The sequence below is a fragment of the Plantibacter sp. RU18 genome (assembly GCF_050613355.1).
GTDB lineage: Bacteria > Actinomycetota > Actinomycetes > Actinomycetales > Microbacteriaceae > Plantibacter.
Window position 1 is genome coordinate 2,041,009 of sequence record NZ_CP159618.1, and the last position, 26,545, is coordinate 2,067,553.

Genomic DNA, 26,545 nt, shown 5'->3' on the forward strand with positions numbered 1-26,545 from the left:
AGCGCGACATGAGCGGACAACGAGGGCCCGGTGACGGTCCCGTCATCGAACAGAGAGGTCTCTTCTTTGAGGAGTTCGCGGTGGGGACGATCTACCGACACCGTCCGGGACGCACACTGACGGAGGCCGACAACGTGCTGTTCTCCACGCTCACGATGAACGGACAGTCGTTGCACCTCGATGCAGCGTGGTCGGCGCGACAGCCGTTCGGCGAGCGGCTCGTGAACTCGATGCTGACCCTGTCGACCCTGGTCGGGTTGTCCGTCGCGCAGCTGACCGAGGGCACCATCGTCGCGAACCTCGGCTTCACGAAGGTCGCCTTCCCCCATCCGATGCACCTCGGCGACACGCTCTACGCCGAGACACTCGTGGAGGCCAGACGGCGCTCGTCGTCACGCCCGGGGGAGGGGATCGTGACACTCCTGCACACGGGCCGCAATCAGGACGGTCTGGTCGTCGTGACCGCGGTCCGCAGCACCCTCGTCCACTGCCTGGAGACGTCATGACGGCAGATGCGGGATTCACCCTGGGCCCGGCGATCCTCTTCGTCCCGGCCGATCGGCCTGACCGCTTCGGGAAAGCGGCAGACCGTGCCGACGCGGTCATCCTCGATCTGGAGGACGCGGTCGCCGTGGACGACAAGGCCGCCGGGCGCAGCGCCGTCATGGAGCACGAGCTCGACCCTGCCAGGACCATCGTCAGGGTGAATCCGGCGGGGACGGCGGAGTTCGCCGACGATGTCGCAGCGGTGGTGACGACCGCCTACCGCACCGTGATGCTCGCGAAGACCGAGTCGGCCGCTCAGGTCGACGCACTGGCGCGGGCGGTCGCCGATGTCCGCATCATCGCGCTCTGCGAGACCGCTGCGGGTGTCGTGCGCGCCTCGGAGATCGCCGCGCACCCCTCCGTCGTCGCGCTCATGTGGGGAGCGGAGGACCTCGTCGCATCGCTCGGAGGGTCGAGCAGTCGGCACTCCGACGGCCGGTACCGTGCCGTTGCACAGTACGCCAGGTCCGCGGTGCTGCTCGCCGCAGGGGCCGAAGGCGTCGCCACCATCGACGCCGTGCACCTCGACATCGAGGACCTGGATGCGCTCGCTGCCGAGGCCGAGGATGCGAGCGCGATCGGCTTCTCCGCCACGGCCTGCATCCACCCCGGCCAGGTCGCGACCGTCCGCGCCGCGTACCGCCCTCACCCTGCCCAGCTCGTCGCTGCCCGCGAGCTGCTGGCCGCAGCGGACGACCGACCGGGCGCCTTCCGCCACGACGGTCGGATGATCGACGAGCCGCTCCTGCGTCAGGCCCGTGCCCTCGTCGCCCGGGCGGATGCGGCGGTCGACACCCCCTGAACCAATCCCGGTGCGGAATCGTTACGAATGAGTTGCGTGGACGTCGTGATGTCGTCCTGACGAAGTCACCCGTCTCCTCTAGCCTGGTGAGGAAACACCGAGCTGCGTACTCCCGAGACGCAGTACCCGGCGGTGGACGCGTCATCGGTCAGGCGGACCGAGAGAGGGGCAGCGGATGCCACACCTCTGGCGCTCGTCGAGCACCCGTGGCAGCTCTGTGCTGACGGGCACCGGCGACGGCGCCGACGACCAGCTTCCGCACCCCGAACAGGCCGTCCCGCATCCCTCGTTCCCCATTCCGGTGCAGGATGCCGGCGACGGTCCGCGACGGACGATCGGCGGCTCCGACCTCTCCGTCTTCCCCGTCATCCTCGGCGGAAGCGTCTTCGGCTGGACGGTCGACCCCGACACGACGACCGACATCCTCGACCGCTTCCACGATTCCGGCGGCAACATGGTCGACACCGCCGACAGCTACGCGGGCGGTCGCAGCGAGATCCTCATCGGCAACTGGATGCGGGAACGCGGCAACCGCGACGACATGGTCGTCGCAACGAAGATCGGTCGCCATCCCGACTACCAGGGGCTCGGCGCGGTGAGCATCATCCGGGCGGTCGAGGCCGCGCTGGAGCGACTGCAGACGGACCACATCGACCTCCTCTCCTTCCACGACGACGATCCGCGGGTGCCGCTCGCCGACAGTCTCGGCACCGTCGACTGGCTCATCGAGAGCGGCAAGGTGCGGTACCTGGGCACCTCGAACACGACGCCGGAGCGGCTCATGGAGGCACGTATCCTCTCGGCGAGCGGCTTCACCAAGTTCGTCGCGCTCGAGACCCACTACAGCCTCATGCACCGTGAGCCCTACGAGAGTTCGCTCTCGCTCGTCGCCACGGCCCAGAACATCGGCGTGCTGCCCTACTTCGCGCTCGCGAACGGATTCCTGACGGGCCGCTACCGGAGTCGGTCCGACCTCGACTCGACGACACGGGGCAGTCGTGCCGCGGCGCACCTGCACCGCCGCGGCCTCCGGGTCCTGCACGTCCTCGACGAGATCGCCGCCGAGAACCGGTGCACGATCGCTTCGGCGGCACTGGCCTGGACGATGTCGAGGCCGGGCGTTGTCGCGCCCATCGCGAGCGCCTCGCAACCGGCGCATGTCGACTCGCTCATCACTGCGGCGGACGTACGGCTCAGCCGGGGTCAGATCCTCGAGCTGGACCGGGTCTCCGGGCGTCTGCGCTGACGCCCGGCGGCTGCAGCGGGAACCTCACCCGACCCCGGGCGAGGACATCCTGACGTAAGGTTGGGATGATGAATGCCGCCGTCGACTTTCCGCTCACTCGTCCCGAGCTCGCGTTCACCGCATCCGGAGACGCGCTCGTCCGCCGCACGGTCCTGCCGAACGGCCTCCGCATCCTGAGCGAGCACATGCCGGGCAGCCGCAGCGCGACCATCGGCTACTGGGTCGCCGTCGGTTCGCGCGACGAACTCCCGGCGACGGACAGTCGACCAGCCACCTTCGGCTCGACGCACTTCCTCGAGCATCTGCTCTTCAAGGGCACCGGCACGCGGTCCGCGCTCGACATCGCGATCGCGTTCGACGCGGTCGGCGGCGAGCACAACGCGCTCACCGCCAAGGAACACACCTGCTACTACGCGAAGGTCCGTGATCGCGACCTCCCGATGGCCGTCGAGGTCATCACCGACATGCTCACCTCCTCACTCCTCGACCCGGAGGAGTTCGAGAACGAGCGGGGAGTCATCCTGGAAGAGCTCGCGATGATGGACGACGACCCGGGGGACGTCGCCAACGAGCGGTTCTTCGAGGGTGTCCTCGGCGACCACCCGCTCGGACGCCCGATCGGCGGTCGGCCCCAGTCGATCATCGACGTCAGCCGCGATGCCGTCCTCCAGCACTACCGCGCGAACTACCGCGCGAGCGATGTGATCGTCACAGCGGCCGGAGCGGTCGACCACGACCAGCTCGTCGCCCAGGTGTCGGCAGCGCTCGCGTCCGCCGGATGGCCGGCCGACGCCGTCGCTGCTCCCGTCGAGCGTCGCACGCTCGCAGCGACCGGCATCGTGGCCGGACCCGCGCTCTCCGTCGTCCACCGTCCGATCGAACAGGTCCACCTGCAGATCGGCGGCACCGGTCTCATCGCCGGCGACGACCGCCGATTCGCGATGAGCATGCTCAACTCGATCCTCGGTGGCGGCATGTCCAGCCGTCTGTTCCAGGAGATCCGGGAGAAGCGCGGCCTCGCGTACTCGGTGTACTCGTTCGCGGGAAGCTACTCCGACGCCGGGGTCTTCGGTCTCGCTGCCGCGTGCTCGACGACGAAGGCAGCGACGGTCGCCGAGCTCATGCTCGCCGAACTCCACCGGCTCGCCGAACACGGTGTGACCGACGAGGAGCTCGCGCGTGCACTCGGACAGCTGAGTGGCGCATCGGCGCTCGCGCTCGAGGACTCGGACTCACGGATGAGCCGGCTCGGCCGCGCCGAACTCACGCTCGGCGAGTTCATCGACCTCGACGAGAGCATCCGTCGTCTGCAACTCGTCGGTCCGGGCGACGTCCAGGATCTCGCGCAGTACCTTGCGGCCCAGCCCATCACGGTGTCGGCGGTCGGAGCCGTCGACGAGGACACCTTCGCTCCGATCATCGCGGGGGTGCGTTGAATGTCCCATTATCTCTATCTCGTCAGGCACGGGGAACAGCAGCATGCGGAGCACGGTCTGCCCGATGGCCCGCTGTCGGCCCGCGGCCGACGCCAGGCGCAGCTCCTCGCCGAGCGACTCGGCGGTGTCCCGATGACCGCAGCCTGGCATTCGCCATTGCAGCGTGCGGCGGAGACCGCCCAGATCATCGCCGAGCGCATGCCGGCGGTCACCCCTGAGCCGTCCTCTCTCCTGTTCGACTGCGTTCCGAGCGGTCGCACGCCGGAAACACCGTCGGCCTTCGATCCGTTCTTCGGCTCCATCACCGAGGCCGAGGTCGAGGCCGGCGAGGCACAGATGGCAGATGCCGCCGCCGAGTTCCTGTCACCGAAGCGCGGAGACCATCACGAGTTGTTGATCACCCACAACTTCGTGATCGGCTGGCTCGTCCGCGAGGCGTTGCAGGCTCCCGGCTGGCGCTGGGTGAGTATCAACCAGGCGAACGGCGGGCTCACGGTGTTGCATCAGCGTGCCGGCCGTCCGTGGAGCCTCATCACGCACAACGACCTCGCGCACCTGCCGATGGAACTGCGGACCGGTCTGCCCGAACCACACATCGTCTGAGGGTCAGACCTCTTTCGCGTACCAGTTGGTCGCATTGGGGTTGTCGTTGTAGGGCGCGGTGTCCGCGTACCCGCTGCTGCGGTAGAGCCCGCCCGCGGCTTCGAGCGAAGCGTTCGTGTCGAGCACCAGGCGCGTGGCTCCAAGCAGGACGGCTTGCTCTTCGAGCGCGCTGAGCATGGCGCGTCCGAAACCCTTCCCGCGGGTGGACGGCCGTAACCACAGGTGTTTCACCTCGAACTGCACGGCGCCGTCGGGCGCGTCGGCGATCCGTCGCACGCCGCCGCAGCCCACGGATTCGCCGCCGTCCTCGGCGACGAGGAAGACTCCGGCGGGAGGAGTGAACATCGCGGGATCCGGAGTGAAGACCCGGTAGGAGCCGCCGGTGAACCCGAGCTCGCGGGAGGTGAAGTACTCACCGAGGAGCGTGGCAGCGGGTTCCGAGTCGACGGCGGCGGCGGAGAAGGTCAGCATGCCTTCAGCCTAGGACGAGCCTCGGGCCCAGCACCTAAACTGGGACCATGACGACACGAGTGGCTCTGGCCGGAGCGAGCGGCAAGATGGGGCGGCTCTTCAGCGGCATCATCGACTCGCTCGACGACTTCGAACTGGTGGTGTCGCTCGGCTCCTCCAGCGAACTGAGCGACATGGACGACGCCGATCTCGTGGTCGACGTCACGGTGCCAGGAGTCAGCCAGCGCATCGTCGATCACGCCGTCTCCCGCGGCATCAACGTGCTCGTCGGGACGAGTGGCTGGTCCAGCGACCGCATCCAGAGACTCGAGCGCCGCCTCGCGGACCTCCCCGAGCAGGGCGTCGTCATCATCCCGAACTTCTCGCTCGGATCCGTGCTCGCAACCAGCCTGGCGACCATCGCCGCGCGGTTCTTCGACTCGATCGAGATCATCGAGTCCCACCGCGACACCAAGGTCGATTCCCCATCCGGCACCGCGGTGCGCACCGCAGAGCTCATGATGGCGGCCCGTGGCGACCAGGGGCCGGTCGCGGCGCCGCACACCGATCAGCGTGCCCGCGGCCAGCAGGTCGCGAGCATCCCGATCCACAGCCTGCGGCTCCAGGGCGTCGTGGCCCGACAGCAGGTGGTGTTCGGCGGAACGGATGAACTCGTCACGATCACGCACGACACGATCTCGCCGGCTTCCTACGAACGAGGCATCCGCTTGGCGCTCGACGCCGCGCGCGAGGCGCGCGGCGTCACGGTCGGCCTCGACAGCCTGCTCGATCTCGGGGTGGACCACCCGTCGTCCGGGCGGAAGCCGACGGACGGCGCGCCGGAGCACGTCTCCGGCCAGGCGGCGGCGGCCAGCACACTGTGAAGACCCGCATCATGGTCGCGGTCATGGCGGTCCTGCTCGTCCTCTACATCGTGCTCGTCGGGTATCGAGCCGTCGTCCTCCTCGGGACGGGGGAGCCGGTCGGCATCGCGATGGGGGCTGCGCTCGTCGTCCTGCCGGTGGTCGGCGTGTGGGCGCTGTGGCGAGAGATCGCATTCGGGCTCGGGGCGGAGCGCCTGGGCCTCCAGCTGCAGGCCGAGGGCGGCCTGCCTCCCGAAGAGATCGAGACACGCGAGAGCGGACGCCCGTTGCGCGATGCCGCTGACGCACTGTTCCCGTCCTACCGTGCCGCTGCCGAGGCGGCGCCGGAGGACTGGCGGTTCTGGTACCGCCTGGGCCTCGTCTACGACGGCGCCGGCGACCGCAGGCGAGCCCGCGCCGCGATCCGCCAGGCCATCAAGCTCGCCCGGAGCTGATCCGAGCGGGCCTCACGCCGCGGAGGACCGACCGAGGGCCTCGGCCAGCGCGTCCTCGACGGTCGGCGTGCGGAATTCGAAGCCGTCGTCGAGGAGTCGCTGCGGGACGACCAGTTGGTCGCTGAGCAGGAGACCGTCGGCGGCATCACCGAGCGCGGCGCGCAGCGCGAACTTCGGTGCGCGCAGGAGGTACGGCCGGTTCATGCGGCGGGCGAGTTCGAACATGAGGTCGTCGGCGCGTGCGGCGTTCGGGCCGCAGAGGTTGACGGGTCCGCTGAGGGTGGAGGTCATGAGGTGCGTGATCGCGCGGACCTCGTCCTGGAGTCCGATCCAGGGCCAGTACTGCCGTCCGGAGCCGAGTGGGCCGGCGACGCCGAACCGCGTCAACGGCACGAGGGGCTTCAGGACGCCTTCGGTGTCGACGACGATGCCGTTGCGCAGCAGGACGGTGCGCACCGATTCCGGCGCTGCTGCGGCGTCCTCCCACGCGACGACGACGTCTGCGAGGTAGCCCGAGCCTCGGGATGATCCCTCGGTGAGCGTCACACCGGGTCGGTCGCCGTAATAGCCGACGGCCGATCCGCTCAGGAACGCGGCGGGAGCCTCGTCCGCGCGGCGGATCGCGTCGACGAGGGTCCTGGTCGCGCTCAGGCGCGACCAGAGGATGGTCGACCGGTAGGCGGCCGTCCACGGGAGCTTGCCGAGCGATGCGCCGGAGAGGTTCACGATCGCATCAGCTCCGCTCACCACGTCCGGGTCGAGTGTGCCGGCGAGCGGGTCCCACTCGGCTTCACCCGGCTTCCTCGCCGGGCGCCTGACGAGACGGACGACCTCGTGTCCATCCGTCTCGAGGGAAAGTCCCAGTGCTGTTCCGATGAGGCCGGAGGCCCCTCCGATCACGATGCGCATGTGTGTCGTCTTCCTACTCGTGGCGGGGTCGGAGGTGCCGGGTCAGGCGAGGCTCGCCTCGAGCGTGATAGGGATGCCCGCGAGCGCCTGCGACACCGGGCAGCCATCCTTGGCCGCGGAGGCGATGCGCTCGAAGTCGGCCTCGGAGATGTTCGGCACGACCGCGCTCACGAGGAGGTGGCTGCCGGTGATGCCCGTACCCGGGATGAACGAGACGGCAGCCGTCGCCTGGATCCGCTCGGGCGGGAATCCGGCGGTCGTCAACTCGTTCGCGAACGCCATCGAGTAGCACGAGGCGTGGGCCGCTCCGAGCAGTTCCTCGGGGGTGGTGGTGGTGTTGGAGCCCTCCGACCGCGCCTTCCAGTCCACAGCGAACTCGGCCGCCTCTGAGGAGTCGAGGCTCGTGTGGCCGGAGCCCTCGAACAGTGTGCCGGTCCAGACCGTCGTCGCTTCGCTCGTAACCGCCATGGTGCAGCCTCCATCATCGTCTGGCCGCGCGGGTGTGCTGCGGCGCGTGTACTCGTGGGGTCAGCCTAACCGGGCCGCCCGGTGCGCACACCCGCTTGCGCGCCGTGCTCGGGCGGTTCACCGAGTTGTCTCAGGCGCGGCGACCGATGAGCCGGGTGCGCACCAGCAGGACGTACAGCTGGCAGCCGAGACAGTAGTCGAAGGCCGCGTTGAGGAATGCGGCGACGAACGCTGCGGAGGCGCTGAGGACGAGTGCTCCGGGGACGCCGATGGCGTGGAGTACGAGCCCCACGACGGTCACCAGGAGGCCGACGCCCTGTGCGAAGGTCGGTGGTTCCGGCGCCTCCGGTTCCACCGGAGGAGCGAGTCGCGGCCGGACGACCCTGCGGAAGAGGACACCGTACGGGTGCCGTCGGATGCCGGCGAACGCACCCCAGGCGAACAGGGCGGCGAGGACCAGCAGGAGCAGGGACGCCGGTTGTGTGAGGCGCTCCACGAGCGTCGTCCGCCCTGCGGGCTGCGTCAGCCCTGCGAACACGACGATCAGCAGGAGGGTGGCCGTGATGGAGGCGCCGAACCGCGGGCTGCGCGGATCGATGCCGTCCGTCGTGCGCTGGGTGTCGGTCATGATGGTGCCCTTCCGCGGACGGAGCCGAGTTCGGCTGTGAGGATCGCCCGCGTCGAGGCGCCCGCGATACGACTGCGGACGGCCCCTCCCCGGTCGAGGAGCAGGACGGTCGGCGTCTGCGAGATGGAGAAGCGGTCGGCGAGGTCTGGCCGATGCGCGACGTCGATCTCGATCACCCGCACATCGTCCGTCGGGGTCGCCAGTTCGTCGAGCAGGCGCCTCGTGCCCGGGCAGCTCGAACACCACGGCGTACTGAACTGCACGAGGGTCGCGGAGTCGCCGAGGGCTGGAACGCCGAGGAGGTCGGCTGACACGTCCTCCGTCCCGGACTGCCGACGAGCGCGGCCACGGACCACCCGCATGCGCCAGCCGAGCACGGTCGTCAGGACGACGATCGCGAGGACGACAGCGGAAGCGGTGAGCGGGGGCATGGTGACGTCAGCCTAGGAGCGTTCCTCCCGCGCGAGCGCTGTATGACGCGCGGTGACGCCCGGACGGATGGTGACCCGGGCGGGGGAAACCCGATAGCCTGAGACCGTGTCGCGTCTAGAGAACCCCTTCGGTCAAGTCCTCGTCGCCCTGGTGACGCCGTTCACCGCCGACGGTGAGGTGGACTGGAAGGCCGTCGAGCAGCACATCGACGACGTGGTGAGCGCGGGAGCCGACGGCATCGTCGTGACCGGCACCACCGGCGAGACCTCGACACTGACCGACCCGGAGAAGATCAAGCTCGTCGAGGTCGGCAAGGCCGTCGCGGCAGGCCGCGCGAAGATCATCACCGGAGGCGGCTCGAACGAGACCGCCCACGCCATCGAGCTCGCCAAGAAGAGCGAGCAGGCCGGTGCCGACGGCAACATGATCGTCACGCCGTACTACAACAAGCCGACGCAGGCCGGTGTGCTGACCCACTTCCGCATGATCGCCGATTCCACCGATCTGCCGGTCATCCTGTACGACATCCCCGGCCGCACGGGCATCCCGATCAAGTACGAGACCATCCTGCGCGCCGCGAAGCACCCGAACATCCTCGCCGTGAAGGACGCCAAGGGCGACCTGAGCGAGGTCAGCCGGGTACTCAACCAGACCGACCTCATGTACTTCGCGGGTGACGACGCCAACGCGTTGCCGACGCTCGCGATCGGTGGCACCGGCCTCATCGGCGTCACGGCGAACATCGCCCCGATGCCCTACCGCCACATGGTCGACGCCGTGAACTCCGGCGACCTGGCGGCGGCGACCGCTGCGCACCGCCAGCTCGAACCGCTCGTACGAGCGGTCATGACCCACGTTCCCGGCACCGTCGCCGTCAAATACATCTTGCACGGCCTCGGCCGGATCCAGAGCCCGCGGGTACGTCTTCCGCTGGTCGGTCCGGAAGAGTGGGAGGCCGCGCAGATCGAGGATGAGATCGACCTGGTGAAGGACATCCCAGGCGTCGACTTCCGCAACTTCCGGCCAGACCGCAACGCAGCCGCCGGTGGCGCGTTGCCCAAGGTCGCCGGTACGACTCGCTAGACAACCAGAGGGGGGCTACATGCCCAATATCGTCATCGATCCACCAGCACTCGAGCCGGGGACGCTCCGCGTCATCCCCATCGGAGGGCTCGGTGAGATCGGCAGGAACATGACCTGCTTCGAGATCGACGGCAAGATCCTGATCGTCGACTGCGGCGTGCTCTTCCCCGAAGAGCACCAGCCGGGTGTCGACCTGATCCTGCCGGACTTCACCTCCATCAAGGACCGTCTCGACGACATCGTCGGCGTCGTGCTCACGCACGGCCACGAGGACCACATCGGCGCCGTCCCGTACCTGCTGAAGCTCCGCAAGGACATCCCGCTGATCGGCTCCGGCCTGACGCTCGCGCTCATCGAGGCGAAGCTCAAGGAGCACCGCATCGTGCCGTACACGCTGCCGGTCAAGGAGGGTCAGATCGAGGCGCTCGGTCCGTTCGACCTCGAGTTCGTCGCCGTGAACCACTCCATCCCGGACGCCCTGGCCGTCTTCATCGACACCGATGCCGGAACGGTGCTGGTGACGGGTGACTTCAAGATGGACCAGCTGCCGCTCGACGGGCGCCTGACCGACCTGCGGGCCTTCGCCCGGCTCGGTGAAGAGGGCGTCGACCTGTTCCTGGTCGACTCGACGAACGCCGACGTCCCGGGGTTCACGCCGCTCGAGCGCTCGATCGGCCCGGTCCTCGAGCAGGTCATCGCGAAGTCGGAGCGCCGCGTCATCGTCGCGAGCTTCTCCAGCCACGTGCACCGCGTACAGCAGGTGCTCGACGCGGCCCACGCGCACGGGCGTCGTGTCGCGTTCCTCGGTCGTTCGATGGTGCGCAACATGGGCATCGCCGCCGACCTCGGATACCTCAACGTGCCAGAGGGACTCCTTATCGACTACAAGAAGGCGAAGGACCTCCCCGAGGACAAGATCGTCTACATGTCGACGGGTTCCCAGGGCGAGCCGATGGCCGTCCTCAGCCGCATGGCGAACCTCGACCACGCGATCGAGCCGGGCCCGGGCGACACCGTCATCCTCGCCTCGAGCCTCATCCCGGGCAACGAGAACGCCGTCTACCGCGTGATCGACGGCTTGACGAAGCTCGGCGCGAACGTCGTGCACAAGGGCAACGCGAAGGTGCACGTCTCCGGCCACGCCGCAGCGGGCGAGCTGCTGTACTGCTACAACATCCTGCAGCCGAAGAACGTGCTGCCGGTCCACGGCGAGTACCGTCACCTCGTCGCCAACCAGAAGCTCGCGATCGACTCCGGCGTCCCGGCCGAGAACACCTTCATCGGCGAGGACGGCATCGTCATCGACCTGAAGGACGGCGTCGCGAAGGTCGTCGGCCAGCTCGACGTTGGCCTCGTCTACGTCGACGGCTCGACGGTCGGCGAGATCACCGATGCCGACCTCAAGGACCGCCGCATCCTGGCGGAGGAGGGCTTCATCTCGATCATCGTCGTCGTCGACTCGAAGACGGGGCACATCATCTCCGGGCCCGAGATCCATGCGAAGGGCTTCGCGGAGGACGACAAGGTCTTCGCCGACGTCAAGCCGAAGGTCGCGAAGGCCCTGGCGGAGGCCGCAGAGAACGGCGTCCGCGACACGCACGCGCTCTCGCAGATCATCCGTCGTACGGTCGGCCGATGGGTGAACGCCTCCTACCGTCGTCGCCCCATGATCGTCCCGCTCGTCATCGAGGCCTGATCGGCCGCACGGCCGCTCTGGCCGGCTGCACCATCCGAGGCGGTCGAACATCATTCGCAAGAGTGATGTCCGACCGCCTCGTGCGTTGCTACCTTGGAATCTTCTATGACCGGTGTCACCTTGACGCCGGTGGATTTCGGAGGTCGGCGTGGGCATTGTCCGCACCTGGGTGTTCCCTGTTCTCAAACTGCTCGTCTTCGCTGCGATCGCCGTCGCGCTGGTCAAGGTGGCGTTCTTCCCCGACGCACCGGCCGACGACGTACCGACTGAGCCGACCGGCAGCCTCGTCGAGCCGGAGATCCAGGCGATGATCGGCACCGTGGTCAACACCGTGTCGGTGGAGGGCCAGGTCGTCGCCGATCCCGCGAGCACGGCGAAGTCCACCATCGCCGGGACCGTCGACGAGGTGTTCGCGGGGAAGGGGGCCGTCCTCGCCGAAGGTGACCCCATCCTCGACGTCAAGACGATCGATGAAGCCGGCAAGGAGCGCTACGTGCAGGTCACGGCTCCAGTGGCAGGCACGCTCGGCAACGTGAAGCTCATCCACGGGCAGTCCGTGCAGATCGGCGACGCCGTCGCCCAGGTCTCGCCCGCGACGTTCTCGATCAGTGGAGCGCTGAGCGCGGACAAGCAGTATCGACTCCTCGCCATCCCCGCTGAGGCGACGGTCACGATCAACGGCGGCCCAGCCCCGTTCGTGTGCCCGGCCGTCCGTGTCACGACGCCGAGCACCGGAGACGACGAGCAGGAGCCCGGGGCTGGAACAAGCCAGGGGACGACTGGCGCGGGAACCTCCGTCAGCTGCGCCGTGCCCGGCGACGTCCGGGTGTTCGCCGGGCTGTCGGCGACCATCGACCTTGCCGGCGGTACCGCCGAGAACGTCCTGGTCCTGCCCACGACGGCCGTCAAGGGTTCCGCAGGGACGGGCACCGTCTGGGTGGTCGGCGCCGAGGGTGCATCCGAGGAGCGCCCGGTGACGCTCGGCCTCAACGACGGGACGCAGGTGCAGATCGTCGACGGGCTGGCGGAGGGCGACTCCGTGTTGCAGTTCGTTCCCGGTGCCGTCGCTCCAGCGCCGGAGGGCTGCACGACGATGCCGGACGGCAGCGTCTCCTGCGACGGGTCCGCGGGGTGAGCCTGCTCGAACTCCGCGGCGTGACACGAGTCGTCCAGATCCCGGACGCTCCGCCGCTGACGATCCTCGACGGCGTCGACCTCGAGGTCCAGGAGGGCGATCGGGTGTCAATCGTCGGCCGATCGGGCTCCGGGAAGTCGACGCTCCTCAACCTGCTCGGGCTGCTGGACAAGCCCACGGCAGGCACGCTCGTCTTCGACGGGCGTCCGGCCGAGCGGCTGAGTTCCGGCGCGCGCGACCGGCTCCGCGGAGCGCAGATCGGTTTCGTGTTCCAGCAGTTCAACCTGCTGCCGGGTCGCACCGCGCTGGAGAACGTCACGACGCCCCTGCTGTATGCCAGCGGGCGGTCGTTCTGGCGTCGGCGCGAGATCGCAGCGGCCATGCTCGATCGTGTCGGTCTCGGAGACCGGCTCGACGCCATGCCCGCCAAGTTGTCCGGCGGTGAACAGCAGCGTGTCGCCATCGCACGGTCGCTCGTCCGCGGCCCACGTCTCATCCTGGCTGACGAACCGACCGGAGCCCTCGACGTCGAGACCGGTACGTCCGTGATGTCGCTGCTCGACGAGGTGGCGTCATCGACCGGCGCCGCCCTCGTGACGATCACCCATGACCGCGCGATCGCCCGCCTCGCGACGACGCACCATCGACTCGATCACGGTGTCCTCAGCGCGGATCACGAGCTGGAGGCCTCGGATGTCTAGATTCCTCACCTCGATCGTCGGAGCTGTCGTCGAGGCGGCACAAGAACTCCGTATCCATCGGGGACGCGTCATCCTGTCGCTCATCGGCGTCGGCGTCGCAGTCTGCGCCCTCACGAGCATGGTGGGCATGTCCTCGCTGGCCGCTCAAGCCCAGACGGAGTCGCAGGAGCGCTTCGGTGGTCGGCCGGCGACGCTCATGGCGTCGGCGTACGGCACTGGGAGCGAGCAACCGGACGCCGCCGCCTACATCACCGCAGTGCACGCGCTCGCCGAGCGTTACGGCATCACGTACGTCTCGCAGTCGGGTTTCGGTCAGCAGAACGTGCAGTTCATCGACGGGACGGTCCCCGTCCAGGCGACCACGGTCGACGTCCCGTACGGGGAGATGCATCGCGTCCGCCTCGACGCGGGGACGTGGTTCGAGGCGGACGACGCCCGACGACTCGCGCCCGCGATCGTCGTCAACTCCGCGTTCTGGCAGCGACTCGGATCACCGCCGATCGACACCCATCCGACGGTGACGATCCACGGAGAGTCCGAGATCACCGCGGTGGTCATCGGCGTGTCCGCGAGCAACGAGTGGGACACGGAGCCCCAGTTGTCGATCCTGCCGGAAGGGGCGGCGATGATCGGTCAGGCGGCCGGCGCCGACCAGAACTCCGGCCAGCAGCCCGGCCAGCTGCCGCAGTTCGAGTTCTGGGTACCGAACGCCGATGCGGAGGCGTTCACCGCACGGATCCAGTCCGATCTGCGGGCGGAACTCGGAGACGCATACGGCGTCGACGTCTTCCGCAACGACTTCGGGCAGTCGGGGGAGGACCCGCTGCTCTCGCTGAAGCTCGTCGTCGGCGCGGTCGCGGGCCTCATCCTGCTCCTCGGAGCGCTCGGGCTCATCAACCTCTCACTCGTGACGGTGCGGCAGCGCATCCGCGAGATCGGCATCCGTCGCAGCTTCGGCGCGACGGCGCCACGCGTCTTCTTCGCGGTCATGATGGAGAGTGTCGTCGCGACGTTCGTCGCAGGGGTGATCGGCGTCATGCTGGCCGTGGCCGTGGTCAAGAGTCCGCTGGTCGAGCAGTTCATCGGGCAGGGTCTCGTGACCGAGTTCCCGCCGTTCCCGATCGAGGCCGCGATCCTCGGTCTCGTGAGCGCGACGGCCGTCGGGGCCATCGCCGGGCTCCTGCCCGCGCTCGTCGCAGTCCGGGTCAAGGTGATCGACGCGATCCGATACTGACCGGTGCGGCACCGATGCCGCCGTAATCTCATCGAAACACCGGTGCCGTACCATCCGGTCATGGCGGTCTACTCGATCCGCGAAGCCGCGGCCGGAGATGTACGCGTCCTCACCGACATGACGGTTGAGGCGGCGAACTGGAATGCGCTGGCGCCGAGGACGAGATCGGCGATCCTGGCCGACCCGCTGCACAGCCGGTACGTCCGCGGGTGGCGTCGGCCCGGGGACGCCGGGGTGCTGGCGCTGGAGGCCGAAGGTGCTCCGATCGGTGCCTGCTGGTATCGCCTGTTCCCCGCCAACGCGCCAGGTTTCGGTTTCGTCGCCGCCGGGGTGCCCGAGCTGATCCTCGGTGTGAGCGCACTCCATCGGGCCAAGGGGGTGGGCCGCCAGCTGCTGCGCGCGGTCGTCGCCCAGGCTCGGGGGGCCGGGCACCAGCGAGTGAGCCTGAGCGTCGAACGGGCGAACCACGCCGTCGCCCTGTACCGCACTGAGGGGTTTGTGACGATGGAACGCTCGGGCACCCGCGACACGATGGTCCTCAACCTCCGCTGAGCGCGCTGACGACGCCGAAGGATCGTGGACACCCCGCGTGCTTGCCGGGTTCCGTCGGTGGCGACGAGTACCGTGAACGCATGGCCGCAAGTCCCAAATCGACCAGCCGCTCGGGCAGCGCGACAGCGCGGAGCGGTGCCTCGTCGCGCACCACGAGCACGAAGGCGAGCCCGAAGTCGACATCATCGAGCACCAAGCAGCAGAAGACCGTCGCCTACCCGGCGGCTGACGAGCAGCGGAGCGTCCTCACCTCGATGTGGTTGGGCCTCGCCCACGGCGTCGGGGGAGCGGTCAGAGCGCTCGGCCCCGAGCGGATCGCCAAGGAGGATCGCCGCGACGGCTTCCCCTTCCTGCTGTTCCTGCTGGCCGTCGTCGGCGCGGTCGTGGAGTGGTTCGGCGCGGCCGACCCGATCGCCCAGACCTTCGACGCGTGGTCGTTCGGCGGCCTGTTCGGACGGCTCGCCTTCGTGCTGCCGGTCATCATGATCGTGTTCGCGGTGTGGTTGTTCCGGCATCCTGCCTCGGTGGACGACAACGGGCGCATCAGCATCGGCCTCGGTCTCCTCCTCATCGGCATCTCCGCGCTGTGCCACATCCACGGCGGCGAGCCGAATCCCAGTCAGGGTCTGCCGGCGCTCGCCCAGGCGGGCGGTCTGCTCGGCTGGATCCTCGGTGCGCCGCTCGCGGCGATCATCACTCCGATCGGCGCCACCGTCGTCATCTCGTTGCTCATCCTGCTCAGCCTGTTCATCGTCACGAAGACACCTCCGAACCGCATCGGCGCGCGCGTCCGACAGTTCTCGGCGTGGATGTTCGGCGAGCAGCCCGGCTCCGACCCCGACCGCGCCGAGGCGAAGGACACCAGGACCAAGCGTCTCGACGACCTCGACGACGAACCCGAGGAGCCCGCGGCGCTGCCCTGGTGGCGCCGCAACACGAGCCGGCGCGAGGAGGATCCGAGCTTCGAGGATCCGCTCATGGGCGACAACATGACCGAGCTCCTCGGGCTCGACAAGCCCACCGGCGGATTCGACTCACCCCTCGAGCCGGTGGCGAAGCCGTCTGCCGCCGCTGCAGCACCCGTCCACGACTCCTTCGGGACCGAGCTGATCGGTGACCTCGAGGCAGCGGAGAACGCCGTCAAGCGGTTCAACACCGGCGAGATCAAACCGCAGACGGGTCTGCACGACGACAGCATCCCCGGTGCCACCGAGGTCATCGAGGATCTCGATCCTGCGCTCCTCGGCGCTCCCGACCAGATCGACTTCTCGGCCCGTCCGCTGGCCCAGGGGCAGCCGGAGGCTCCGTACCGCCTGCCGTCAGCCTCGACGCTCGCCGCCGGTGAGCCGGCGAAGACGCACAGCGCCGCCAACGACGAGGCCGTCGCCGCCATCACGAGCGTGCTCGACCAGTTCGGCGTCGACGCGAAGGTCACCGGATTCTCCCGCGGCCCGACGGTGACGCAGTACGAGATCGAGCTCGGCCCGGGCGTGAAGGTCGAGCGGGTCACCGCGCTCAGCAAGAACCTCTCGTATGCGGTGGCCTCCAACGAGGTCCGTATCCTCTCACCCATCCCCGGCAAGAGCGCGATCGGTATCGAGATCCCGAACACGGACCGCGAGATCGTCACCCTCGGCGACATCCTCCGCTCGACGGCGGCGACGAACAGCAACCACCCGATGACCATCGGTGTCGGCAAGGACGTCGGCGGCGGGTATGTCGTCGCGAACCTCGCGAAGATGCCGCACCTGCTCGTCGCAGGGTCCACGGGCTCGGGCAAGTCCGTGTTCGTGAACTCCATGATCACCTCGTTGCTCATGCGTGCGAAGCCGAGCGAGGTCCGAATGGTCCTCATCGACCCCAAGCGCGTGGAACTCGCTCCGTACGCCGGCGTCCCGCACCTCATCACGCCCATCATCACGAACCCGAAGAAGGCGGCGGAAGCGCTGCAGTGGGTCGTGAAGGAGATGGACATGCGCTACGACGACCTGGCCAGCTTCGGATTCCGCCACATCGACGACTTCAACAAGGCCGTCGTCGCGGGTGAACTCGTCCTGCCGCAGGGGAGCGAGCGCGTCCTGAAGCCGTACCCGTACCTCCTGGTCGTGGTCGACGAGCTCGCCGACCTCATGATGGTGGCGCCCCGCGACGTCGAGGACTCCATCGTCCGTATCACGCAGCTGGCCCGTGCATCGGGTATCCACCTGGTGCTCGCCACCCAGCGTCCGTCCGTCGACGTCGTGACCGGCCTCATCAAGGCGAACGTGCCGTCTCGACTGGCGTTCGCCGTGACGAGCGTCACGGACTCGCGGGTCATCCTCGACCAGCCCGGAGCCGACAAGCTGATCGGCCAGGGCGACGCCCTCTTCCTGCCGATGGGGGCGAACAAGTCCCTTCGGGTCCAGGGTGCCTGGGTCGGCGAGAACGAGATCCAGCGGGTCGTCGAGCACGTGACCAATCAGGCGCGTCCCGAGTACCGCAAGGACGTCCAAGCGGTCGCGGAGCGCAAAGAGATCGATGCTGACATCGGCGACGACCTCGAACTCCTCCTCGCCGCAGCCGAGCTCGTGGTGTCGAGTCAGTTCGGATCGACGTCGATGCTGCAGCGAAAGCTCCGCGTCGGTTTCGCGAAGGCCGGGCGACTCATGGACCTCATGGAGTCGCGTGAGATCGTCGGTCCCTCGGAGGGGTCGAAGGCCCGCGACGTGCTGGTCACGGTCGAACAGCTTGCAGGCGTCCTCGGCCGTCTGCGCGGCGAGGACGTCGTCGCCCCCGCTCCGTCCGCCACATCGGCGGTCTCCGCTGCTGCGGTGCCGCCCGCTCCCGTGACCACGGCCCAGTCGGGCGAGACGGACCGTTACAGTACGGACCCCGTCGAGGCCCAGTTCCAGGACTATCCTGAGGTCGAGGGCGGTTCTGACGAAGACGCCTGGAGTCTCACCGGGCGGGAGGAGACATGACGGCATCAGACTCGTCGCCGGCACCGCTACGCACCTCGAACTGGAACCTTCCGAACGCCATCACGGTGGCGCGTATCGTGCTCGCGCCGGTGTTCATGTGGATGCTGCTGGCAGACGGCGGGACCGACGGAGCGCTGCGCTGGTGGGCGGCACTCCTGTTCGTCGTCGCGATCGCGAGTGACGGCATCGACGGCCACATCGCGCGGAGCCGCGGACTCGTGACCGACCTCGGGAAGATCCTCGACCCGCTCGCCGACAAGATCCTGACCGGCGGTGCGCTCGTCGCTCTGTCGATCCTCGCCGAACTGCCCTGGTGGGTGACGATCGTCGTGCTCGTGCGCGAGGTCGGCATCACGGTGCACCGCTTCGTCGTCATCTCCGACCACGTGGTCGCGGCCGCCTGGATGGGCAAGCTCAAGACCCTCGCCCAGGCCATCGCGATCTCGCTGGCGCTCGCCCCCTTCTGGGTGCTGTTCGGTCCGTGGGTGTACTGGGTGAACGGGGTCTTCATGACCATCGCCGTCCTGCTCACGATCGCCAGTGGCATCGACTACGTGATCACCGCGGTGCGAGGAGCGCGAGCCGATCGGTCGGTGACGCAGTGACCGGAGACCGCTCGGAGGTGTCGCTCGTCGCAGCTCGGGTGATCGATGCGCTGGTCGCTGCGCGTCTCACGATCGGGGTGGCGGAGTCGCTCACCGGCGGGCTCCTCGCTGCGGCACTGATCGGTGTGCCCGGGGCGTCCGCGGCCGTCAGAGGTGGCGTGGTGGCGTACGACACCCGCGTGAAGCACTCCCTGCTCGACGTCGACGCAGGTCTCCTCGCGCTCCGCGGCGCGGTGCACCCCGAGGTCGCGCTACAGATGGCCGACGGCGTGAGACGCGCCCTCCAGGTCGATGGACGACCGGCGGACGTCGGCGTCGCGACGACGGGCGTCGCCGGGCCCGATCCGCAGGACGGACAGGACGTCGGCACGGTGTTCGTCGCCGTCGTGACGCGAGCCGGCGGGCGCGTCGTGCCGCTCCGCCTCGACGGCGGACGACAGGAGATCCGCGACCGGACCGTGGAACTCGCGCTCGAAGCAGTCCTGCAAGAGCTCACGGCGCTGGATTGAACCACGATCCCGATCAGCGGAATAGTCCTGGTTTCCATCGCGTTACAGATCCATGATTCACAAGAAAAGCCCAGTGATTCTGGTTAGAGTTCGGCACATGGTGGTTGTAATGTTGGCCATCCACGAACGAGACGGCGATCAGCTGGGATGACGTGAATCCGCGTTGGACAAGCAGAGCGCTGTACGGCATCGAGTCGTAGCGCACAGAGGGAGGGTCACGTGGTTCTAGTCCGTCAAGAGATCGGCGACGTGCTGAGGGACTTCCGGTTGCAGAAGGGTCGCACGCTGCGCCAGGTCGCCAGCAAAGCGAGCGTCGCACTCGGATATCTGAGCGAGGTCGAACGAGGCCAGAAAGAGGCTTCGAGCGAGATCCTCGCGTCGGTGGCAGACGCCCTCGACACCCCCATCTCCGTCATCATGCGGGAGGTCGGAGATCGCCTCGCGATCATCGAGGGCCTCTCCCCGAACATCCCGGACACTGTTCCGGACGAACTGGTCAACGAGTTGGACGAACTCGTCGCTCGCTGATCGAGGCAACACGGTTCAAGGCAACACAGCAGGTGAACGCCCCGGGATCCCTCTCCCGGGGCGTTTCCGCGTCCGAGGACAGGAAGGGAACGCGGGTACAGGAATGAAGCTCAGCGAGTTCAGGACGGCGGTGTCCGATGAGTTCGGCGCGGCGTACGGTGCGGTGCTCACGAATGATCTCGGGCTCACCGAGTTCGGGTCGAAGACGGCGGAGGAGGCCTTGCGCTCCGGGGCGGCCCCGCGGGAGGTCTGGATCGCGCTGTGCTCAGCGACGGACGTGCCGGAGGATCGGCGCCATGGAGTCGGTCGACTGCAGCCCTGACCCACCGGCCGGAACGCCGTTCGGATGGAAGGGATCTTCGACACGCCGCATCGGCCGCTTCGAACATCCGTTCTAGGGGTGCTAGTCTCCTCCACAAGATCATTCGTGAGTGCGTTCTGCACAGACCGGGTCGTTCGCCGATGCATGTCGGTGGCGGCCCGTAGCGTCGAAGACACCACGAACGGTCAACGCCTTGTCGCCGTCTCGGACTCGAGCTTCAGCAGAAGACGACCCGGAACATGCGGCGACAGCCTATAGGCAACCGACACCGAGCAGAGAGAAGCACACCATGCCCAGTCCAGCTGAACGCGAGAAGTCCCTCGAAACCGCCCTCGCCCAGATCGACCGTCAGTTCGGCAAGGGCTCGGTGATGCGCCTCGGAAGCGATGAGCGCGCTCCGGTCGAGGTCGTGCCCACCGGCTCGATCGCGTTGGACGTCGCACTCGGTATCGGAGGACTGCCGCGCGGCCGAATCGTCGAGATCTACGGGCCGGAGTCCTCCGGTAAGACGACACTGACGCTTCACGCGATCGCGAATGCACAGGCTGCCGGTGGTATCGCGGCCTTCATCGACGCAGAGCACGCCCTCGATCCCGAGTACGCCAAGAAGCTCGGCGTCGACATCGATGCGCTGCTCGTCTCCCAGCCCGACACGGGGGAGCAGGCGCTCGAGATCGCGGACATGCTCGTCCGTTCCGGCTCCATCGACCTGATCGTGATCGACTCCGTGGCGGCGCTCGTGCCCCGCGCGGAGATCGAAGGCGACATGGGCGATTCCCATGTCGGTCTGCAGGCCCGCCTCATGTCGCAGGCGCTCCGCAAGCTGACCGGTGGTCTCAGCCAGACGAACACGACCATGATCTTCATCAACCAGCTGCGCGAGAAGATCGGTGTCATGTTCGGTAGCCCGGAGACGACCGCCGGTGGTAAGGCGCTCAAGTTCTACGCCTCCGTCCGACTCGACATCCGTCGCATCGAGACCCTGAAGGACGGCACCGAGGCGGTCGGCAACCGGACCCGGGTCAAGGTCGTCAAGAACAAGATGGCGCCACCCTTCCGTCAGGCCGAGTTCGACATCCTGTACGGCGTCGGCATCTCCCGTGAGGGTTCACTGATCGACTTCGGTGTCGAGCACATGATCGTCAAGAAGGCCGGAGCCTGGTACACCTACGAGGGCGATCAGCTGGGTCAGGGCAAGGAGAACGCCCGCAACTTCCTGCTGAAGAACCCCGACGTCGCCGCAGAGATCGAGCGCCGGATCCTCGGCAAGCTCGGTGTGGGCGCCGAGGGTGCTGCCACGAAGAAGGCCGCCGACGCCGCCGCTGCTGAGATCGCAGCGGCCGAGGCAGCGGCGCTGGAAGCTGCGGGCGGCGCTCCGCAGCTTGCTGCGGCCGGCGCACCGAAGGCCGCTGCCAAGCGCAGCGCCTAGAACCCAGGACAGCGAGGTCACCATGGTCGTCTCCTTCCCTCCCGCCGATCCGGCGGCAGAGTCGTCGGAGACGCTCGCTCCGGTGACCTCGCTGTTCGGTCGTCGTGCTGCTCCGGCAGCGGCAACCGAGCAGGACGCGTGGTTCGCGGGAGAACCCGTGCCCAAGATTGACGAACCGGCTCAGATCGAGCGGCCGATCGCGCCGTTGCGTCGGTTGGCGACGACCGGTCCGGTACCGGCAGAGGCCGTCGACGAGGAGACGCAGAACGTCGTGACGCCGCAGGAGCCAGCTGCGACGACGCCGCGGATCGCGTGGACGCCCACTCCAGGATCGAGTCGGAACGACACGGACGATGCAGATGACGACATCGACGAGCCGGTCGACGCAGAGGTCCGCCTGGCCGAACTCGATCTCCTCGCCGTCCGACGACTCGCTCGTCGTGGATGCTCGGAATGGGAGATCGCCGAGCTGCTGCGCGGTCACGATGCCGAGCCCCACGAGGTCGAGCACGTGCTCACCGAGCTGCGGCGTCGAGGCTATCTGGACGACGCCGAACTCGCGCGTCAGCTCGTCGAGTCGCTCCACACACGCAAAGGTCAGTCCCGTGCCGTCATCGGCCGAGAGCTCTCCTCGCGGCGGATCGACCCCTCCGTCGCTGCGGAAGCGCTCGAGGCGATCGACGACGACGACGAACTCAGACGCGCACTCGTCGTCGCCGAGAAACGAGCCGGTCAGTTGCGCTCGCTCGACCAGGCGACCGCCGAACGCCGGCTCTCCGCCTACCTCGCCCGTCGAGGGTACGGCTCGGCGATCATCCGGGAAGCGTGTACGCGGGCTCTGTCCGGCTCGAAGCGCTCCGGTGTCACCTTCCGCTGACGGCCGGGTCGGGCACCGCGCGTAGACTTGCGGCCATGAGCAGTATCGTCGAGACGCCAACCGTCATCACCCCCTCAACGGCCGCGATCGACTCCTCCGGACGCGTGCGCAGCTACGAGGTGCGCACCTACGGCTGCCAGATGAACGTGCACGACTCCGAGCGTCTCAGCGGCTCTCTCGAAGCGGCAGGCTACGTGAAGGCCGAGGGCGAGCAGGCGGACATCGTCGTCATCAACACGTGTGCCGTGCGGGAGAACGCCGACAACAAGTTGTACGGCAACCTCGGGCATCTGGCGTCGATCAAGAAGCGCCATGACGGCATGCAGATCGCGGTCGGCGGCTGCCTCGCGCAGAAGGACAAGGAGGTCATCCTCCAGAAGGCGCCCTGGGTCGACGTCGTGTTCGGCACGCACAACATGGGCTCGTTGCCGAGCCTGCTCGAACGCGCGCGGCACAACGAGGAAGCGCAGCTGGAGATCCTCGAATCGCTCGACACCTTCCCGTCCACGCTGCCGACCAGACGAGACTCGAGCTACAGCGGTTGGGTGTCCATCTCAGTCGGTTGCAACAACACCTGCACCTTCTGCATCGTGCCGTCGCTCCGCGGGAAGGAGAAGGATCGACGTCCGGGGGAGATCCTCGGCGAACTCCGTGCGCTCGTCGAGGACGGCGCGATCGAAGTGACGCTCCTCGGCCAGAACGTGAACTCCTACGGCGTCGAGTTCGGCGACCGTCAAGCGTTCGGGAAGTTGCTGCGCGCGGCGGGCGAGATCGACGGGCTGGAGCGCGTGCGTTTCACCAGCCCTCACCCGGCGGCGTTCACCGATGACGTGATCGATGCGATGGCTGAGACGCCCAACGTCATGCCGCAACTGCACATGCCGCTGCAGTCGGGTTCGGACCGCATCCTGAAGGCCATGCGTCGCTCCTACCGGTCCGAGCGGTTCCTCGGGATCCTCGATCGGGTCAGAGCGAGGATCCCGCACGCGGCGATCTCGACCGACATCATCGTCGGGTTCCCCGGCGAGACCGAGGAGGACTTCCAGGAGACGCTGCGGGTCGTCGAGGCGGCCCGGTTCGCAAGCGCGTTCACCTTCCAGTATTCGATCCGCGCCGGTACTCCTGCAGCGACCATGCCGGACCAGGTACCGAAGGACGTCGTGCAGGAGCGCTACGAGCGACTGATGGCGCTCCAAGACCGCATCAGCCTCGAAGAGAACCAGCGTCAGATCGGTCGTGACGTCCAGCTGCTCGTCGCGGTGGGCGAGGGGAAGAAGAACGCCACCACTCACCGGTTGAGCGGACGTGCCGAGGATTCTCGGCTGGTGCACTTCGAGGTCCCGGAAGGTTCCGATGTACCGAGGCCCGGGGACGTCGTCAGCGTCACGATCACCTCGGCGGCCTCGTTCCACCTGATCGCCGACGCGCCGGACCGCGCGCCGCTGCGGATCCGGCGCACCCGGGCGGGAGACGCCTGGGATCGCGCGCAGGCCGAGTCCTGCGGGGTGCCGGCACCCGCCGCGAGTGGCGCCGAACCCGGACGTGTGTCGCTCGGCCTCCCCGTCATCCGGATCGGTGCGCCGACTGCCGGCGTCGCGACCATGCCGATCTACGATCCGAGCGACGGCGAACGACGGTGACGACGCTGCTCGCGGTCGTCGGAGCGACCGGGACGGGCAAGTCGGCGCTGTCACTCGCCATCGCCACAGCGCTGGGTGACGCCGGTCGACCGGCGGAGATTGTGAACGCCGACGCGATGCAGTTGTACCGCGGCATGGACATCGGCACGGCCAAGCTCCCCGCCGATGAGCGACAGGGCATCACACACCACCTGTTCGATGTGCTCGACGTCACAGAGGAGGCGTCGGTCGCCTGGTACCAGCCGACCGCCAGGGCCGTGATCGACGACCTGTCGGCACGTGGTGTCACGCCGATCCTCGTCGGCGGCTCGGGCCTCTACGTCTCGAGCGTCATCCACGACTTCCGGTTCCCCGCTCGCGACCAGGCGCTCCGCGAGCGGCTGGAGCAGGAGCTCGAGCGCGAGGGTCTGTCCGCACTCGTCGGACGGCTGCAGCGGCTCGATCCCGCGACCGCGTCGAGGATCGACGCGGCGAACGCGAGACGGGTCGTCCGCGCGCTCGAAGTCCACGAGCTCGCGGAGCAGGGCCACGGTGCCGCGCTGCCCGCGCGCCCGACGCCGTGGCGACCGGTCGAGGTCATCGGTGTGTCGACCCCGCGGGAGGCGCTCGTGGAACGGCTCGATCGTCGGGTCCAGCAGATGTGGGACGACGGCATCGTGGAGGAGACCGCGAGCCTGCTCGACGCCGGCCTCGAGCGGGGCGTGACCGCGAGCCGGGCGATCGGGTATGCGCAGGCCACGGCGCAGCTCCGTGGGGAGTCCACTGCGCCCGAGGCGATCGCCGAGACACAACGGCTCACGAGGCGGTACGCCCGGCGGCAGGTGAGCTGGTTCAAGCGGTATCCGGAGATCACCTGGGTCGAGGGCGGCAGTGCCGAGGCGAGCTCGCTCGCTCGTCTTCCCCGCCCGTAGACTGGTCGGATGGCGTCGACACTCTCCTTCACGAAGGGCCACGGCACGGGCAACGACTTCGTGCTGTTCACCGATCCCGACGGGCTCGAACCACTCGATCCCGGACAGATCGCGGCCCTCTGCGATCGTCACTTCGGCATCGGCGCGGACGGCGTCATCCGCGCGGTCCGGTCCGCGAACCTCGACGCGGGGGCCGCGGCCTTGGCGGAGGATGCGTCGGCCGAATGGTTCATGGACTACCACAACGCCGACGGCTCGGTCGCCGAGATGTGTGGCAACGGAATCCGAGTATTCCTCCACTACCTGCTCGAGAGCTCCCTCGTCACGCTGGCCCCCGGTGAGCGTCTTGCGATCGGCACGCGTGCAGGCGTCCGTCGGGTCGGTTACGACGCCCTGGGCTACTCCGTCGACCTCGGTCGTTGGACGCTCGACGAGCGCGAGACGCTGGTCCGGGTCAAAGGTCTGCCTGTCGCACGACCCGGCATCGGGATCGACGTGGGCAACCCGCACATCGTCGTGGCCGTCGCCGACGCCGCAGAACTCGACGGCGCCGAGCTGGAGTACATCCCTCAGCTCGATCCGGTCCCGCCCCACGGAGCCAACGTGGAACTCGTCGTCCCGGGGGAGCCGCTGATCGCGGACGGCGTCGCCCGGATCCGTATGCGTGTGCACGAACGAGGGAGCGGCGAGACCCTGAGCTGCGGAACCGGCACGGCTGCCGCGGCGCTCGCGTTCCGGTTCTGGGCCGGCGCTGCAGCGCCGAACGACTGGCGGGTCGAGGTACCGGGTGGCGAACTGGGCGTGAGCATGGTTCAGGAAGCGGACGGTGAGCACGTGGTCCTGGCCGGACCCGCGACGCTCGTCTACGCCGGAACGATCGCGCTCGCCTGATCGACGACCGGGCTACCGCTGTTCGCGGCGGCGGGTGTGCAGGACCCGGAAGCCCTTGGCCATCGCGGCACGGCCGACATGGAAGGTCGAGGGCAGCTGTTCCTGCAGCCAGTGCTGCAGTGAGTCCGAGCCGAGGTTCTTCTGCACGACGAGCCAGGCGTCACCCTCGTCCTCGAGGCGGGGTAGCCAGTGCATGAGTAGACGGTGCAGCTCATCCTTGCCGACTCGGATGGGCGGATTGGACCATATCGTGCTGAACCGGACGTCGTCCGGGACCTCTTCGGGGAGCACGGCGCGGATGTTCGCCAGCCCGAGCCGCTCGGCGTTCAGCCGGGTGAGCTGGAGTGCCCGCTGGTTGACGTCCACCGCCCAGACGGTGGCTTCGGGTGACGCGAGGGCGAGCGACAGGGCGATCGGACCCCAGCCGGAGCCGATGTCGAGGAGGTCGCCTGTTGGCGGCGGGGGCGGGGTGTTCGCGAGGAGGACCATCGTTCCCTGATCGAGATGGCCGGGACTGAAGATCCCGCCGGCCGAGACGAGCGCTCGCTCCTCGCCCCCCAGTCGCGCCGTGATCGGTTTGAGCTGCAACTCGCTCGCGGGTTCGGCGGTGAAGTAGTGCTCGTTCGACATACAG

General features: G+C 68.3%; 29 protein-coding genes. 23 read left to right on the forward strand and 6 right to left on the reverse strand.

What is annotated here, in order from left to right; genetic code table 11:
* Positions 1-8: 8 nt before the first annotated feature.
* The 5 genes from ABMA10_RS09815 (at position 9) to ABMA10_RS09835 (ending at position 4,633) form a co-directional block, all read left to right on the forward strand.
* Positions 9-506 (forward strand): MaoC family dehydratase, encoded by a 498-nt coding sequence (locus ABMA10_RS09815; RefSeq protein ID WP_347868244.1) that lies wholly within the window; start codon positions 9-11, stop codon positions 504-506.
* Positions 503-1,348 carry an HpcH/HpaI aldolase/citrate lyase family protein gene (locus ABMA10_RS09820; RefSeq protein WP_347868243.1) on the forward strand — a complete coding sequence of 282 codons (846 nt, stop codon included), beginning with the start codon at positions 503-505 and terminating at the stop codon, positions 1,346-1,348. Before ABMA10_RS09815 ends, ABMA10_RS09820 begins: the two co-directional genes overlap by 4 nt.
* Positions 1,349-1,523: 175 nt before the next feature.
* The gene (locus tag ABMA10_RS09825; RefSeq protein ID WP_431031462.1) at positions 1,524-2,594 is read left to right on the forward strand and encodes an aldo/keto reductase; all 1,071 of its coding nucleotides are present in this window, start codon (positions 1,524-1,526) and stop codon (positions 2,592-2,594) included.
* A 68-nt stretch (positions 2,595-2,662) separates the two neighbouring features.
* Positions 2,663-4,030 carry a M16 family metallopeptidase gene (locus ABMA10_RS09830; RefSeq protein WP_347868241.1) on the forward strand — a complete coding sequence of 456 codons (1,368 nt, stop codon included), beginning with the start codon at positions 2,663-2,665 and terminating at the stop codon, positions 4,028-4,030.
* The gene (locus ABMA10_RS09835) at positions 4,031-4,633 is read left to right on the forward strand and encodes a histidine phosphatase family protein (RefSeq protein ID WP_347868240.1); all 603 of its coding nucleotides are present in this window, start codon (positions 4,031-4,033) and stop codon (positions 4,631-4,633) included.
* Positions 4,634-4,636: 3 nt separating this feature from the next.
* Here the strand turns inward: ABMA10_RS09835 and ABMA10_RS09840 are convergent, their stop codons facing one another.
* On the reverse strand, positions 4,637-5,104 hold the full coding sequence (locus ABMA10_RS09840; protein WP_347868239.1) for a GNAT family N-acetyltransferase: 468 nt from the start codon (positions 5,102-5,104) through the stop codon (positions 4,637-4,639).
* A 47-nt stretch (positions 5,105-5,151) separates the two neighbouring features.
* On the opposite strand from ABMA10_RS09840, the gene dapB reads away from it, so the two are divergent.
* Both dapB and ABMA10_RS09850 read left to right on the forward strand, forming a co-directional pair.
* Positions 5,152-5,967 carry a 4-hydroxy-tetrahydrodipicolinate reductase gene (dapB, locus tag ABMA10_RS09845; protein WP_347868238.1) on the forward strand — a complete coding sequence of 272 codons (816 nt, stop codon included), beginning with the start codon at positions 5,152-5,154 and terminating at the stop codon, positions 5,965-5,967.
* Positions 5,964-6,401 carry a hypothetical protein gene (locus ABMA10_RS09850; RefSeq protein ID WP_347868237.1) on the forward strand — a complete coding sequence of 146 codons (438 nt, stop codon included), beginning with the start codon at positions 5,964-5,966 and terminating at the stop codon, positions 6,399-6,401. The genes dapB and ABMA10_RS09850 overlap by 4 nt, the downstream gene beginning before the upstream one ends.
* Before the next feature lie 12 nt (positions 6,402-6,413).
* Here ABMA10_RS09850 and ABMA10_RS09855 read toward each other — a convergent pair whose 3' ends face one another.
* From ABMA10_RS09855 to ABMA10_RS09870, 4 genes are all read right to left on the reverse strand, one after another.
* Complete coding sequence (locus ABMA10_RS09855) at positions 6,414-7,310, reverse strand: TIGR01777 family oxidoreductase (RefSeq protein ID WP_347868236.1); 897 nt, start codon at positions 7,308-7,310, stop codon at positions 6,414-6,416.
* A 42-nt stretch (positions 7,311-7,352) separates the two neighbouring features.
* Positions 7,353-7,778 (reverse strand): OsmC family peroxiredoxin, encoded by a 426-nt coding sequence (locus ABMA10_RS09860; RefSeq protein WP_431031463.1) that lies wholly within the window; start codon positions 7,776-7,778, stop codon positions 7,353-7,355.
* A 130-nt stretch (positions 7,779-7,908) separates the two neighbouring features.
* Entirely contained in the window at positions 7,909-8,406 is a 498-nt protein-coding gene (locus ABMA10_RS09865) for a DUF4395 family protein (protein WP_347868234.1), read from the reverse strand.
* A complete protein-coding gene (locus ABMA10_RS09870) occupies positions 8,403-8,837 on the reverse strand; it encodes a thioredoxin family protein (protein ID WP_347868233.1) in 435 nt (144 codons plus the stop codon). Before ABMA10_RS09870 ends, ABMA10_RS09865 begins: the two co-directional genes overlap by 4 nt.
* A 106-nt stretch (positions 8,838-8,943) precedes the next feature.
* Here ABMA10_RS09870 and dapA point away from each other — a divergent pair, with 106 nt between their 5' ends.
* The 16 genes from dapA to dapF all read left to right on the forward strand — a co-directional run bounded on the left by dapA (position 8,944) and on the right by dapF (position 25,911).
* Positions 8,944-9,921, forward strand: coding sequence for a 4-hydroxy-tetrahydrodipicolinate synthase (gene dapA, locus ABMA10_RS09875; protein WP_347868232.1), 978 nt, complete (start codon positions 8,944-8,946; stop codon positions 9,919-9,921).
* A gap of 19 nt (positions 9,922-9,940) precedes the next feature.
* Complete coding sequence (locus ABMA10_RS09880) at positions 9,941-11,617, forward strand: ribonuclease J (protein WP_347868231.1); 1,677 nt, start codon at positions 9,941-9,943, stop codon at positions 11,615-11,617.
* A 148-nt stretch (positions 11,618-11,765) separates the two neighbouring features.
* Complete coding sequence (locus ABMA10_RS09885) at positions 11,766-12,752, forward strand: efflux RND transporter periplasmic adaptor subunit (protein ID WP_347868230.1); 987 nt, start codon at positions 11,766-11,768, stop codon at positions 12,750-12,752.
* Positions 12,749-13,453, forward strand: a complete 705-nt coding sequence (locus ABMA10_RS09890; RefSeq protein WP_347868229.1) for an ABC transporter ATP-binding protein — start codon at positions 12,749-12,751, stop codon at positions 13,451-13,453. The genes ABMA10_RS09885 and ABMA10_RS09890 overlap by 4 nt, the downstream gene beginning before the upstream one ends.
* Positions 13,446-14,687: an ABC transporter permease gene (locus ABMA10_RS09895; RefSeq protein ID WP_431031464.1), complete on the forward strand. Its 1,242-nt coding sequence runs from the start codon at positions 13,446-13,448 to the stop codon at positions 14,685-14,687. The genes ABMA10_RS09890 and ABMA10_RS09895 overlap by 8 nt, the downstream gene beginning before the upstream one ends.
* Positions 14,688-14,747: 60 nt before the next feature.
* On the forward strand, positions 14,748-15,239 hold the full coding sequence (locus tag ABMA10_RS09900; RefSeq protein WP_431031465.1) for a GNAT family N-acetyltransferase: 492 nt from the start codon (positions 14,748-14,750) through the stop codon (positions 15,237-15,239).
* A gap of 80 nt (positions 15,240-15,319) precedes the next feature.
* A complete protein-coding gene (locus ABMA10_RS09905) occupies positions 15,320-18,199 on the forward strand; it encodes a DNA translocase FtsK (RefSeq protein ID WP_347868226.1) in 2,880 nt (959 codons plus the stop codon).
* Entirely contained in the window at positions 18,196-18,804 is a 609-nt protein-coding gene (pgsA, locus tag ABMA10_RS09910; protein WP_347868225.1) for a CDP-diacylglycerol--glycerol-3-phosphate 3-phosphatidyltransferase, read from the forward strand. The genes ABMA10_RS09905 and pgsA overlap by 4 nt, the downstream gene beginning before the upstream one ends.
* Positions 18,801-19,313, forward strand: coding sequence for a CinA family protein (locus ABMA10_RS09915; protein WP_347868224.1), 513 nt, complete (start codon positions 18,801-18,803; stop codon positions 19,311-19,313). The genes pgsA and ABMA10_RS09915 overlap by 4 nt, the downstream gene beginning before the upstream one ends.
* Positions 19,314-19,532: 219 nt before the next feature.
* Positions 19,533-19,841 carry a helix-turn-helix domain-containing protein gene (locus ABMA10_RS09920; RefSeq protein WP_347868223.1) on the forward strand — a complete coding sequence of 103 codons (309 nt, stop codon included), beginning with the start codon at positions 19,533-19,535 and terminating at the stop codon, positions 19,839-19,841.
* A 103-nt stretch (positions 19,842-19,944) separates the two neighbouring features.
* The gene (locus ABMA10_RS09925; protein WP_347868222.1) at positions 19,945-20,163 is read left to right on the forward strand and encodes a DUF3046 domain-containing protein; all 219 of its coding nucleotides are present in this window, start codon (positions 19,945-19,947) and stop codon (positions 20,161-20,163) included.
* A gap of 289 nt (positions 20,164-20,452) precedes the next feature.
* Complete coding sequence (gene recA / locus ABMA10_RS09930; protein ID WP_347868221.1) at positions 20,453-21,592, forward strand: recombinase RecA; 1,140 nt, start codon at positions 20,453-20,455, stop codon at positions 21,590-21,592.
* A gap of 22 nt (positions 21,593-21,614) precedes the next feature.
* Positions 21,615-22,469, forward strand: a complete 855-nt coding sequence (locus ABMA10_RS09935) for a regulatory protein RecX (protein WP_347868220.1) — start codon at positions 21,615-21,617, stop codon at positions 22,467-22,469.
* A gap of 35 nt (positions 22,470-22,504) precedes the next feature.
* Positions 22,505-24,109: a tRNA (N6-isopentenyl adenosine(37)-C2)-methylthiotransferase MiaB gene (miaB, locus tag ABMA10_RS09940; protein ID WP_347868219.1), complete on the forward strand. Its 1,605-nt coding sequence runs from the start codon at positions 22,505-22,507 to the stop codon at positions 24,107-24,109.
* Positions 24,106-25,020: a tRNA (adenosine(37)-N6)-dimethylallyltransferase MiaA gene (gene miaA / locus ABMA10_RS09945; protein ID WP_431031466.1), complete on the forward strand. Its 915-nt coding sequence runs from the start codon at positions 24,106-24,108 to the stop codon at positions 25,018-25,020. The genes miaB and miaA overlap by 4 nt, the downstream gene beginning before the upstream one ends.
* Positions 25,021-25,029: 9 nt before the next feature.
* Positions 25,030-25,911, forward strand: coding sequence for a diaminopimelate epimerase (gene dapF / locus ABMA10_RS09950; protein ID WP_347868217.1), 882 nt, complete (start codon positions 25,030-25,032; stop codon positions 25,909-25,911).
* A 12-nt stretch (positions 25,912-25,923) separates the two neighbouring features.
* Here dapF and ABMA10_RS09955 read toward each other — a convergent pair whose 3' ends face one another.
* Entirely contained in the window at positions 25,924-26,541 is a 618-nt protein-coding gene (locus tag ABMA10_RS09955) for a class I SAM-dependent methyltransferase (protein WP_347868216.1), read from the reverse strand.
* Positions 26,542-26,545 lie beyond the last annotated feature (4 nt).